The sequence below is a fragment of the Micromonospora sp. WMMA1976 genome, assembly GCF_027497335.1.
GTDB lineage: Bacteria > Actinomycetota > Actinomycetes > Mycobacteriales > Micromonosporaceae > Micromonospora > Micromonospora aurantiaca.
The window spans coordinates 3,619,002-3,631,906 of sequence record NZ_CP114912.1 but is presented as its reverse complement, the minus strand read 5'-3'; the positions used below and the strand labels follow the sequence as shown (position 1 = coordinate 3,631,906).

The 12,905-nt window shown below is 73.0% G+C and carries 8 protein-coding genes; 3 read left to right on the top strand and 5 right to left on the bottom strand.

From position 1 onward, the window contains the following. Positions 1–232 precede the first annotated feature (232 nt). Positions 233–2,263 carry an RICIN domain-containing protein gene (locus O7546_RS16895; RefSeq protein WP_228531501.1) on the top strand — a complete coding sequence of 677 codons (2,031 nt, stop codon included), beginning with the start codon at positions 233–235 and terminating at the stop codon, positions 2,261–2,263. 316 nt (positions 2,264–2,579) lie between these two features. Beyond that, on the top strand, positions 2,580–3,569 hold the full coding sequence (locus O7546_RS16890; protein ID WP_194799095.1) for a LacI family DNA-binding transcriptional regulator: 990 nt from the start codon (positions 2,580–2,582) through the stop codon (positions 3,567–3,569). A 22-nt stretch (positions 3,570–3,591) separates the two neighbouring features. On the opposite strand, the gene O7546_RS16885 is transcribed toward O7546_RS16890, so the two are convergent. Genes O7546_RS16885 through O7546_RS16875 form a run of 3 tightly spaced genes read right to left on the bottom strand, consistent with a single transcriptional unit; the run spans position 3,592 to position 6,040 of the window. Then, positions 3,592–4,197, bottom strand: coding sequence for a copper resistance protein CopC (locus O7546_RS16885; protein WP_281599350.1), 606 nt, complete (start codon positions 4,195–4,197; stop codon positions 3,592–3,594). A gap of 20 nt (positions 4,198–4,217) precedes the next feature. Next, entirely contained in the window at positions 4,218–5,450 is a 1,233-nt protein-coding gene (locus O7546_RS16880) for a Dyp-type peroxidase (protein WP_194799097.1), read from the bottom strand. Then, positions 5,447–6,040 (bottom strand): copper chaperone PCu(A)C, encoded by a 594-nt coding sequence (locus O7546_RS16875; protein ID WP_194799098.1) that lies wholly within the window; start codon positions 6,038–6,040, stop codon positions 5,447–5,449. Before O7546_RS16875 ends, O7546_RS16880 begins: the two co-directional genes overlap by 4 nt. Positions 6,041–6,274: 234 nt before the next feature. Here O7546_RS16875 and O7546_RS16870 point away from each other — a divergent pair, with 234 nt between their 5' ends. After that, on the top strand, positions 6,275–6,679 hold the full coding sequence (locus O7546_RS16870) for a transcriptional repressor (RefSeq protein WP_194799099.1): 405 nt from the start codon (positions 6,275–6,277) through the stop codon (positions 6,677–6,679). A gap of 39 nt (positions 6,680–6,718) precedes the next feature. Here the strand turns inward: O7546_RS16870 and O7546_RS16865 are convergent, their stop codons facing one another. Further along, positions 6,719–7,111, bottom strand: a complete 393-nt coding sequence (locus O7546_RS16865; RefSeq protein WP_194799100.1) for an SCO5389 family protein — start codon at positions 7,109–7,111, stop codon at positions 6,719–6,721. Positions 7,112–7,250: 139 nt separating this feature from the next. After that, the gene (locus O7546_RS16860; protein ID WP_281599346.1) at positions 7,251–12,716 is read right to left on the bottom strand and encodes a carboxyl transferase domain-containing protein; all 5,466 of its coding nucleotides are present in this window, start codon (positions 12,714–12,716) and stop codon (positions 7,251–7,253) included. Between the last annotated feature and the right edge of the window lie 189 nt (positions 12,717–12,905).

The following is a 12,905-nucleotide window of genomic DNA, read 5'->3' as shown; positions in this document are numbered from 1 at the left end:
ACATGTTATCGCTCACAGTCGATGGATAGGGTCACCGGCACCGCTCGCGGGCCGTTCCGGGCGCGATCTGCGCCGCAGTTGCCAGGGATCCGACTCCCGCCTGGGTGGGCATCGCTGTTAGCGATAACGCCGACGTCGTCGGCGCGTGCCGCCGTGCCCGGGCTCCGGTCGACGAAGGAGGATCATGGTGACGGCTCGACTGTCCCGTGGACGTGGGCGCTTGTCCCGGCTGATGGCCGGGGTGGTGGCGCTGCTTGTCGGTGGCGTGGTGGTGGGCGCCGTGCCCGCGCCCGTCTCGGCGGCCACTGTGGACACCAGCGCGTACTACGTGCTGGTGAACCGCAACAGCGGCAAGGCGCTGGACCTGTACAACCAGGCCACCAACGACGGGGCGCGGATCACCCAGTGGACGCGCAACGACGGTGCCTGGCAGCAGTGGCAGTTCGTGGACTCCGGCGGCGGCTACTACCGGCTGCGGTCCCGGCACTCCGGCAAGGTGCTGGACGTGACCGGCGCGTCCACCGCCAACGGCGCGGCGGTGGTCCAGTGGACCGACCACGGCGGCACCAACCAGCAGTTCCGGCTGGCCGACTCCGACGGCGGGTACGTCCGGCTGATCAACCGGAACTCGAACAAGGTGATGGAAGTGCAGAACGCCTCCACCGCGGACGGCGGCAACATCGTGCAGTACGACGACTGGAACGGCGCGAACCAGCAGTGGCAGCTGGTGCGGGTCGGCGGCAACCCGGGTGACCCGGGCACGCCGAGCGGCAACTTCACCAACCCGGCCGTCTGGCAGGACTTCGCCGACGTCGACATCATTCGGGTCGGCGACGTCTACTACATGTCCGCCTCCACCATGCACTACTCGCCGGGCGCCCCGGTGCTGCGCTCCTGGGACCTGGTGAACTGGGAGTTCGCCGGGCACTCGGTGCCGCGGCTGGAGTTCGGCACCAAGTACGACCTGAGCGCGAGCGAGCAGGCGTACGTGGACGGCATCTGGGCGTCGACGCTGAACTACCGGCCGAGCAACCGCACGTTCTACTGGGCCGGGTGCATCGACTTCGCGCAGACCCACATCTACACCGCCACCGCCGTGGACGGGGCGTGGAGCCGCCTGAGCACCATCCCCAACTGCTACTACGACGCCGGCATGCTGATCGACGACAACGACACCATGTACGTCGCGTACGGCAACGGCACGATCAGCGTGGCCCAGCTGTCCGCCGACGGGCGCAGCCAGGTCCGGGCCCAGCAGGTCTACCAGACGCCGTCGAGCATCGGCACGCTGGAGGGGGCGCGCTTCTACAAGCGCAACGGCGCGTACTACATCTGGCTGACCCGGCCGGCCAACGGCCAGTACGTGCTGAAGTCCACGAACGGCCCGTTCGGCCCGTACGAGCAGCGGCAGGTGCTGCTGAACCTGCCCGGCCCGATCTCCGGTGGCGGCGTACCGCACCAGGGCGGGCTGGTGCAGACGCAGACCGGCGCCTGGTACTACATGGCGTTCACCGACGCGTACCCGGGCGGCCGGATGCCGACGCTGGCGCCGATCACCTGGACCTCCGACGGCTGGCCGCAGCTGCAGACCGTCAACGGGGCCTGGGGCGCGAGCTACCCCAACCCGCTGCCGACCCGTCCGGTCAAGCCGCTCACCGGCACCGACACGTTCTCCGGCACCACGCTCGGCGTGCAGTACGAGTGGAACCACAACCCGGACAACAGCAGGTGGTCGGTGAACAACGGCCTGCGGTTGCAGACCGCCACCGTCACGAACGACCTGTACCGGGCCCGCAACACGCTCACCCACCGCATCCAGGGGCCGACCTCGACCGGCACCATCGAGCTGGACTACTCGACCATGCGCGACGGTGACCGGGCCGGCCTGGCGATGCTGCGGGACAGTTCGGCCTGGATCGGCGTACGGCGGGACAACGGCGCGACCCGGGTGGTGATGACGAACGGTCTGACCATGGGCTCGAACTGGAACACCACGAGCACCGGGACGGAGATCGCCGGCGCGGCGGTGTCCGGCGGGCGGATCTGGTTGCGGGCCAACGCCGACATCCGGCCCGGCTCCGGGCGGCAGGCGCGGTTCTCCTACAGCACCGACGGGGTGAACTTCGTGTCGCTGGGCAACGCGCTGACGCTCAACAACGCGTGGCAGTTCTTCATGGGCTACCGGTTCGGCTTCTTCAACTACGCCACCCAATCCCTTGGCGGCGCGGTGACGGTGCGGCAGTTCTCGCTGACGACACCGTGACAACGGTCACCATTCGCGGCCGTTGACACATCTTCGACAACCCGGGGTGCGGCTCCGGCAATCGCCGGAAATGCCGCACCCCGGGCGCAATTCCACCCGCTCCGAGCTGCCTGTTCGTGCCCTGCGTAACGGAAGGGAATGAGCCGCCTGTCGATTCCCCGTTATCGCCGCGCCACTGTGGGAACGGGCGATCGACGGTGCCGATACCGATGGGACCGCTGGCGTAGACTGTCGCCACCCGGGACGGTCCGGTCGAGATCGACCGGGTGTGGCCGCGGGCAGTGGCGAAAGTGAGGTGGCCGTGCGCGGTCCTGCGATGACGGACGTGGCCCGCCTCGCCGGGGTATCGCACCAGACGGTCTCCCGGGTTCTCAACGGGCATCCCAACGTGCGTGAGCAGACCCGGCTGCGGGTGCAGGCCGCCATCACCGAACTCGGCTACCGGCCCAACCGCGCGGCCCGCGCGTTGGTGACCGGCCGGTCCCAGGTGATCGGCGTGGTCGCGCAGAACACCACGCTCTACGGCCCGGCGTCGCTGCTCGCGGCGCTGGAGCAGACCGCCGCCGAGGCCGGCTTCGCGGTGAGCGTCGGCAGCGTCCGCGACCTCGACCACCGCTCCATCTCGGCCGCCGTGGAACGGCACCTGGCGCACCGGGTCGCCGGCATCGTGGTGATCGCGCCGGTCGAGTCCGCCGGGGAGGCGCTGGAACGGCTGCCCCAGGACGTGCCGCTGGTGACTGTCGACGGCGACCCGCGGCGGCCGATCCCGCTTGTCACCGTCGACCAGGTCGCCGGCGCCCGGGCCGCCACCGAGCACCTCCTGGCCGCCGGGCACCGCACGGTGTGGCACGTGTCCGGGCCGTCGGACTGGTTCGACAGCGCCGGCCGGATCGAGGGGTGGCGTGAGGCGCTGCGGCTGGCCGGCGCCGAGATCCCGCCGCTGGTCCATGCCGACTGGTCGGCTGCGGCGGGCTACCGGTGTGGCCAGATGCTGGCCCGGATGCCGGAGGTCACCGCCGTCTTCACCGCCAACGACCACCTGGCGCTGGGCGTGCTGCGGGCGCTGCACGAGCACGGCCGCCGCGTCCCCGACGACATCAGCGTGGTCGGGTTCGACGACGTGCCCGAGGCGGCATACTTCATCCCGCCGCTGACCACCGTCCGGCCGGACTTCGGCGCTGTCGCCGCGGCGAGCCTGGACCTGCTCCTGGCACAGATCGAGTCCCAGACCGTCGGGCCGCTGCGGCAGACGATCGCGCCGACGCTGGTGCCGCGCCGCAGCGTCGGCCCGCCGCCCGCCCGCTGAGGCGCGCGCGGCCCTCTCGCCGTCAGTGGTCAGTGCGGTGAGCGCGCACCCGGCGCGCGATCAGCAGCACGATTCCGGCGACCACGAGCAGACCGGCGGCCGCCCCACCCGCAAGCAGCGCGACCGGCGGGCCGTCGTCGCCGGACCGCGCGCCCGAGGCGTCCGGCCCGCCCGCGGCGTCCACGCCGGTCGACGCGGCAGCCGGCGACGATGCGGGAGCCGGCGACGACGCGGCAGCCGACGGTGCGGGCGCGGCCGGGTCGGCCACGGTGAAGCGGTACGACCCCTGGACCGGGTGGCCGTCGCGGGACACCACCCGGTACGCGACCGTGTAGGTGCCGTTGCCCAGCGGCTCGTCGATCGTCACGGTGCCGGTGGCACCGTTCACCGCCGGTGCGGAGGTGGGGACCTTGCGCTGACCGGCATCGCTGACCGTGATCGTGGTGAAGGAGGGGTTCAGTCCCTGCATGAACCGCAGCGTGACCTGCGTCGGCGCGGCGGTGAGCCGGGCGTCGCGCGCCGGCGTGGCCTCCTGGAGCGAGTTGTGCGCCGCCGCCGGTGTGGCCGGAACCAGCAGCAGGGCGGTGAAGACCGCGGCGAGCAGCGCGGTGACGGAACGGGTACGCATGACGCGCCTTCCTGTGCTGGTCAGCCGAGCAGTTGCCGGCCGATCCAGCCGCCCTCGGGGCAGCCGGGCGGTACGGCGAACACGGCGGAGCCGATCGGGGTGGTCCACTCGTTGAGCAGGTCGCGCTCGGCGAGCCGGCGTTGGATGGGCAGGAACTGAGCGGCGATGTCGGCCTGGTACGAGGCGAAGACCAGCCCGCTGTCCGCGTCGCCCTCGGGCGTCGGCACGCCGTCGTAGTTGTACGGCCGGCGCAGGATCTTCTGCCGGTCGTCGGTGACGCGGGCCCGGGTCAGGTGCGAGAAGTCGGGGATGACGGTGAGCCCGTCGGGGCCGAGCGCGGCGAAGTCGGGCTCGTCGTGTTCGGCCCGGCCGGTCAGCGGCGCGCCGGTGTCGAGGCGCCGCCCCACGGCGAGTTCCCGGTCGGCGCGGCCCAGCAGATCCCAGGTCTCCAGGTTCATGCTGATCCGCCGCACCACGAGCGTGGTCGAGTCGCGCAGCCAGTCCGGTCCGTCGGTCACCCACACCGCGGTGTCCGCCGGGCTGCCGGGCTTCGGGTTGGCGGTGCCGTCGAGCTGCCCGAACAGGTTGCGCTGGGTACGCCCGGGCTCGGCGCCGGCGGCCCGGCGGAAGCCCTGCTGCACCCAGCGGACGACGGCGAACGGACGGCTGTCCTTGACCAGGACCCGCTGGGCGTGGGCGACTGTGAGCGGGTCGTCGGCGCAGATCTGCAGCAGCAGGTCCCCGCCGGACCAGCGGGGTTGCAGCCGGTCGATGCCGAACGCGGGCAGGTCGGCCACCGAGGTGGGCCGCCGATCGTCGAGCCCGGCGGCGGCGTAGAGCCCGGGACCGAAGCCGAACGTGACTGTCAGCCGGGCCGGCAGGACGCTCAGTTCCGGCTCGGTGTCGGCCAGCGCCGGGCGGCCCTGGGTGAGCCGGGCCGCGTCGTCGGAGAGCAGCCGCAGCATCCGCCCGAGCGCGGCCCGGTCGGTGCCGGGGCGCAGCGTGAACGCGACGAACGCGGCGTGCGCCTGCGGGTCGGTGGTGACCCCGGACTGCCTGGTGCCGTGGAACGGCTCGACCGCGCTGCCGACCTGGGCCACCGGGACGGCGTCGTCGGGGCGTACCCCGGCAGTGCCGGAACGGACGGCGGTGAGGGCGCCGGCGCCGGCCAGCGCGCCCCCGGCGGCCATCGCGCCGCCGGTGAGCAGGCCACGCCGGCTCACCCGGCGGGGCGTGGCGGGACTGTCGCTCATGACGCCGGGCTCATGCTCATTTCCGGCATCGGGGATTCACCGTGGCCGGGTGCGTAGGACTCCTGGGCGCCGGTGAACGGCTTCGCCACCGCGGTGAACGTCTGGGTCCGGCCGTCGGCGAAGGTGAGCGTGATGTCGAGCTGGTCGCCGGGGCGCACCGGGCGGGTCAGGTCCATCAGCATCAGGTGGTCGCCGCCGGGCTCCAGGGCGGCCTGGGAGCGGGCAGCGACCACGACGCCGCCCTGCTTCTGTCGCATCGCCATCTTGCCGTCGGTCATGGCCATCTCGTGGATCTCGGCCCGGGAGACGTCGGTGGTCACCCCGGTGATCGTGACGTCGGTGTCGCCGTCGTTGGCGAGCGTGGCGAACGCGGCGGTCATGCCCTTGTCGGCGGCCTTCACCCAGGGGTCGCGGACGGTGAGCACGCCCGCCGCCGCGCTCGCCGGGGCCGAGGCCGACGCCGAAGCCGAGGACGGCGTGGCGGCGGACGGCGTGTCCGAGGACCCGCAGGCGGTGACCGACGCGGCGAGCACGGCGGCGCCGATCAGGGCCGCCGGGCGCAGGAAGCGGCGGCTGGTGGTGCTGGGCATGACGTCGTCCCCTCGAAGATCCGGTGTTCGTACCGTTTGTCGGCGCGGTACGCCGGATAGTTCCGGCCCGGGTGGTCGATCACGTCACACCCCGCCCGGCGGACCGTCGCCGACCGGGGGTCGGCGGTGCGCCCGGAAGGCATAATGGTTCCGGGTGTCAGTGGCGCGCCGGGCACGGCCGCGGCCGCGGCCGGACGAGGGTGCCGGGCGGGTGCCCGGACGAGGGAGGCGACGGTGAGCCAGGTGACGACCGGGGCGACCCGCAACACCCGCCAGCGCGCCGAGGTGCTCGCGCTGCTGCGGGAGCTGGACGGCTTCCACAGCGCGCAGCAGCTGCACCAGATGCTCGTCCAGCGGCAGGCGAAGGTCGGCCTCACCACGGTGTACCGGACGCTGCAGATGCTCGTCGACAACGGCGAGATCGACTCGGCGCGGCTACCCGGCGGCGAGCACCTCTACCGGCGGTGCAGCCAGAGCCGCCATCACCACCACCTGGTCTGCCGCCGTTGCGGCCGGGCCGTGGAGGTGGCCGGCCCGGCCGTGGAGCGGTGGGCCGACCAGGTCGCCGCGCAGCACGGCTTCACCGACGTCGGGCACACCCTGGAGATCTTCGGCACCTGCGACCGCTGCGCCGCGTGAGCCGGCCGCGGGCGGTGACCCGCCCGCGGCGGGCCACCGTCAGCAGTTGCGCAGCGTCGGTGACTGGTTGAGCAACTGGCCCCGGCTGGAGGTGAACCGGCGGTACGCCTCGGAGCCGGCCGCGCCGGGGCGGAACGCTGCCACCCGGTGGCAGTTCTGGAACGCCAGCGTCACCCCGAAGTGCCGTTCCAGGCCGGCGCGGATCGCGTCGCTGGCGAGTGCGCGCAGGAGTTGCCCGCGCTCGGCGTCGCCCGGCGGCGGCACCACGTTGTCGGCGAACTCGGCGTCGGACGCGGCCAGGTCGGATGCGACCCGGCTGACCGTCTCCCAGGCGTACGGCAGGGAGTCGCGGACGCAGGCGACGAACTCCTCCTCGTTCACGGGACCGGTCTCGGCGGCGTGCAGCAGGGCGGGCGGAACGGTGAGCGACATGGGTCCTCCGTCATCGCTAACGAATACGGTTTCCATTACCGATTGAGCACACCATGCGACTGACGGTCCGTCAACTACCGGCGCACGCGAAACGGCGGGCGGACCCGAAGGCCCACCCGCCGTCCGGCGGTGCGACGTGTCAGCGCAGACGCGCCTCGATCGCCTCGATGACGCGGGGACGCAGCTCGGCGGCGCGGATCACCGCGTCGACCGAGCCGACCTCGACCGCGCGCTGGATGCTGTGCACCCGGTCGAACTCGGCGGCCACCTCGCCCAGCTTCTCCGCCCGCACCGACGAGCGCAGCTCGTCCAGCTCGGCGGTGAGCGTCGCCCGCTCGGTGCCGGCCGCGGCGGCGACCTTCGCCTCCAGGTCGCGTACCCGCGCGTCGGCGGCGGTGCGGGCGGCGACCTCGCCGGCGAACACCACGGCGGCGGCGGGCGCGCCACCGAGCACCGAGGCGAACGACCCCTCGATCGCCAGCACCGTCATGTCCGGGTTGAGCGCCTTGGAGAAGACCACGAACGCGCCGCCGTGGTAGCGCGAGATCACGCAGAACACGATCGGGCCGCGGAAGTTGACGATCGCCCGGCCGATCTCCGCGCCGTACTCCAGTTGCAGCTTGCGCATCGACTCGGGTGAGCCGTCGAAGCCGGACAGGTTGGCGAGCACGACAAGCGGCCGGTTGCCGCTGGCCGCGTTGATCGCCCGCGCGGCCTTCTTCGACGAGCGCGGGAACAGCGTGCCGGCGGTGTACGTGTCCGGGCCGTCGGTGGGCGGGAAGCCGTGCCGGGGCACCGAGCGGGACTCGATGCCGAGCAGGCACACCGGGATGCCGCCGAGGTGTACGTCCTGCACCACAGCGGTCTCCGCGTCGGCCATGCCGGCCCACCGCTCCAGCACCGGGTGGTCCTGGTCGGCGAGGGCCCGCATCACCGTACGGATGTCGAACGGCTTCTTGCGGTCCGGGTTGGCGGTGGCGGAGAAGATCTCGCCCACCGTGGCGAAGTCGCTGCCGGCCACCGCGTGCGGGTAGCCGCAGATGTCCCGGTCCACCGGGTCCATCGTGACGGCCCGGCGCGGCGCCTCCTCGCCCGGCGCGACGTACGTGTGGTCGTAGTGCGCCATCAGTACGTCCCGCGCGGCCGGCAGGTCCGGCGCCCAGTACTGCGCCTGTCCGTTCGGCCCCATCACCCGGTCGTAGCCGCCGATGCCGAAGTTGTCCTCGGCGGAGACGCCGCCGGAGAAGTCGAGCGACTGCTTGCCGGTGAGCACCATCGCCGAGTCCGGCGTCATGACCAGCACGCCCTTGGTGTGCATGAGCATCGTCGCCTCGGCGTTCCAGTACGGCTGCGCGCCGACGTTGATGCCCGCCACCACGATGTTGATCTCACCGCCGTCCTGGGTGAACTCGACGATGCGCTTGAGCGCCGCGGCCACCCAGTCCATGTTCTCGGTGCCGGAGGTCATCGAGATCCGGGCGCCGGCGGACAGCGCGTACCACTCCAGCGGCACGCCCATCCGCTGCGCCAGGTCCAGCGCGGCGATCACCCGCCGGCACTCCGGCTCGGACAGCGCGCCCAGCGACTTGGTCGGGTCGCCGAGCAGCACCACCCGGGTCACGCCCTGCGGGTGCCGCGGCGTCGGGGTGGTCACCACGCCGGCCACGATCGCCGCGGTGTTGCGGCCCTTCGGCCGGTCCACCGGCACCAGCTGGTGGCCGGCGTCCAGGTCGTGCTCGACGAAGTCACCGAGCAGACCGGTCAGCTCGTACGGGTAGACCGTGTTGCGGCCGGCCGCGCGCAGCACCTTCAGCCGGTAGTCGTCAAGCGGCTCGACCGGCTCGGCCGGCGGCTCGCCCACCGTCAGCTGCGCGTGCCCGCTCACGTCGAAGGTGATCCGCACGCCCACCTTGGTGAGCTCGCCGGTACGCCGGTCGCGCTGCCGCGCGATGAACAGGATCTCCTCCAGCTCGGCGCCCACAGTGGTCGGGCGTACCCGCCCGGCGATCAGCTCCATCTCCTCGCGGGTCAGCTCGCTCGGCGGCCACACGTAGACGACGATCCGGTTGGTCGGGAACCGCGACTTCGACGGCCGCCGCGACTGCGCCCGGCGGATCGAGTCGATGCATGCCGCCACGGTGTCCTCGGTGGTCGGCAGCGCCACCAGCCGGCCGTCCTGTTCCCGCAGCTCGGTCAGGTCACGCACCTGCGCGAACGCGACCAGCCGCTGGTCGGACGGGTTCTGCCGGGCGACCGCCTGGAACAGGTAGACCTCCTCGTCCAGCGACGGCAGCCGGGTCAGGTCGAACTCGCGCAGCCGTTCCAGCTGCATCCGCTGCGCGATGTACGGGTGCAGGCCGCGGATCAGGCGCTCCTCGGCCATCCCGCCGCCCTCGGCGGGGCGGAACGTGACGTGATGGTGCATCACCGCGCCCGCGCGCCCGGCGACGGTGGTGGTGAGGCGGCGCACCTGCTGCGGCAGCGGGTGCGCGTTCACCACCTCCAGCAGGGCGGCGGCGGTGGCGTCCAGGTCGTCGGGCTGGTTCTCCCAGGCCAGGTAGACGTCCGCGTCGACGGCCTCGCAATCCCGGGCCACCTCGGCCAGCCCGCGCAGCGCGTCGCCGAGCGCGTCGAACCGGACGGCGGCCGAGACCACGCTCGACCCGTCCCGCCCGGCCACCACGAACGTGCAGCCACCGGCGGTGCGGGTGCGCACCTCGGTGAGCGCCTTGTTGCCGTAGTAGCGGCGGGTCAGCACCTCCAGCATGGCCGCGTTGTCCACGTCGTTGCGGACCAGGCGCTGGCCGAGCAGCCGGACCAGCGGCTCGGTGCTGCGCACCATCTCGGCGATCCGCTCGGCGCGGTCCGGCGCGTCCGGCTGGGCGTCGAGGTGCCGCAGGTGGGTGCGGACCTGGGCGTAGACCCGGGCCCGGTTGCGGCGCAGCAGCGGCTGGGCGAACCAGGCGAACACCACGCCCCGGGCCAGGTCGGCGACCACCGGGAAGCGGACCTGGGTGGCCGCGACGAGCCGCTCCAGCGCGAGGCCGGCCGGCTCGCGCAGCGCCTCGTCCGGCGGCGGCTCGCGCAGCCAGGAACGCAGCAGCGCGGCGATCACCGTGGCGTCCGCGGCGGCCCGCTGCTGGGCCAGGAAGATCCGGAAGACCGCGGCCTCCAGCTCGGGGGAGCGGTCCAGCTCGGTGACGCCGTAGTGGGCGAGCGCCTTCGCCAGGCGGGCCCGGAACGAGTCCGGCGAACCGGCCCGCTCGACGTCGAGGCTCTGCAGGTAGGTGTGGAAGTACTCGCGGGCACTGTGCACGTGCCCGCCCGGCCCGTCGTCGCCGCCGGGCCGGTTACGGCTCAGCTCTGCCAGGTCGGCGAAGACGTTCACCAGTTCCAGTTCCTCGGCCAGCGGCCGGTGCCCGGCCTCGGTGGCCGCCCGCCGCGCGTCCAGGTAGTCGTCGAGCACCCGCCGCTCGTCGTGCGGGTCCACGTCGTAGCCGAGCAACAGCGCGCACAGGTCCTCCTGGCCGCGCTCGGCCCGGGACCGCGCCGGCACGTCCGCGGGCGCCGTGGGCAGGTCCAGCTCGACAGCCGGTCCGGCCGGGCCGGCGGCCGCCTCGGCGCCCTCCTCGGCGATCGGCTCCAGGCGCAGCAGCGGCGCACCGGCCTCGACCTGGGTGCCGACCGCCACCGACGACTCCTTGAGGCGGGCCCGGAACGGCGCCCGCAGCACCGTCTCCATCTTCATCGCCTCCAGCACCAGCACCGGCGCGCCGGCCTCGACCTCCGCACCGACGGCGAGCGGCGTGGCGACCACCAGCGCCGGCATGGGGGAGCGCAGCACGCCGCCCTCGTCGCGGCTGATCCGGTGCGTCACGCCGTCCACCTCGACCAGGTGGACCGGGCCGTGGGTGTCGGTGAGCAGGCGGAACCGGGCGCCGTTGACGGCGACCTGGCCGGTGTGCCGGTCGAAGCGGTCCAGCTCGACATCCGCGGTGCGCACGTCGCCACCGGCCTCGACACCGACCCGGAACCGGTGCGCACCGACCCGGGCGACCCGCATCCGGTAGGTCACGCCGCGCAGCTTCAGGTCCAGCGGCCGGCCGCTGCGGTGCTGCACCTGCGGGCGTCCACCGGCCGCGGTGGACAGCAGCCGCTGCCGTTCGGCGGTCTCGTCCTCCTCGTACGCCTCGATCGCGGCAGCGGCCAGCGCCACGGCGGAGTGCCGGTGCGCGACTAGGCGGCCCTCGCCGCGTACCCGGTCGATCCAGCCGGTGTCGGCGCTGGCGTCGATCACCTCGGGCTGGTCGAGCAGGTCGAGCACGAAGCTCTTGTTCGTCGCGCCACCGGCGATGACCACAGTGGTGTTCGCCATCGCCCGGCGCAGCCGGCCCAGCGCCTCGTCCCGGTCCCGGCCGTACGCGATGATCTTCGCGATCATGGAGTCGAAGTCGGCCGGGATGGTGTCGCCCTCGCTGACCCCGGTGTCGACCCGGATGCCCGGTCCGGCGGGCAGATCCAGCCGGGTGATCCGGCCGGGGGAGGGCGCGAAGTCACGGTCCGGGTCCTCGGCGTTGAGCCGCGCCTCGATCGCGTGCCCGCGCTCGACCGGCGGCTCACCGGTGAGGCGGCCGCCGCCGGCCACGTGCAGCTGCGCCTTGACCAGGTCGAACCCGGTGGTCGACTCGGTGATCGGGTGCTCGACCTGAAGGCGGGTGTTGACCTCCAGGAACGCGAACAGCCGGTCGCCCGGGTGGTAGAGGAACTCGACGGTGGCCGCGCCCCGGTACCCGACCGCGACCGCCAGCCGCTCCGCCGACGCCTTCAGCTCCGCGGTCTGCTCCGGGCTCAGCACCGGCGACGCGGACTCCTCGATCACCTTCTGGTTGCGCCGCTGCACCGAGCAGTCCCGTACGCCGAGTGCCCACGCGGTGCCCTGACCGTCGGCGATGACCTGGACCTCGACGTGGCGGGCGCCGGTGACCAGGCGCTCCAGGAAGACCACGCCGCTGCCGAACGCCCGCGCCGCCTCCTGGCTGGTGCGCTCGTAGGCGTCGGCCAGCTCGGCGTCGCTGCGGATCACCCGGATGCCGCGCCCGCCGCCACCTGCTGTCGCCTTGAGCATCAGCGGGTAGCCGATCGAGGCGGCCGCGCGCAGCGCGTCGTCCAGGCTCTCCACCGCGCCGCGGCTCCACGGCGCGACCGGCACGCCGACCTCCTCGGCGATCAGCTTCGCGCCGATCTTGTCGCCGAGCTTGCGCATGGCGTCCGGGCTGGGCCCGACGAACGTCACGCCGACCTTCTCGCACAGCTCGGCGAACGCCGGATCCTCGGCCACGAAACCCCAGCCCACCCACGCGGCGTCCGCGCCGGTCTCGACCAGCGCGCGCTCCAGGGTCTTCAGGTCGAGGTACGGGCGGGCGGACGCGGGCCCCAGGTCGTAGGCGACGTCCGCCTCCCGGACGAAGGTGGCGGTACGGTCGACGTCGGTGTACAGCGCGACGGTCTCGATCCGGCTGCCGGTCTCCGCGGCCAGTTCCCGGACCGCGTGGATGAGCCGCATCGCGGCCTCACCACGGTTGACGATGGCGACACGGGTGAACACGTGACCGTCCCCTTCGGTTGACCCACTCCTGCGCGCCGGGCGCGGCGATGCCCCCGGCTCGCCTCACCTTTCCGGCTGTGCGCGGGCGGCGCCATGTCGTAACGGCCGAAGCCTGAGCGGGGACCGTTGTAGGAACCGAACAAAAGTTTTTAGCCAGCCACTCACTACCCGCCGGTACGCGATACGGCG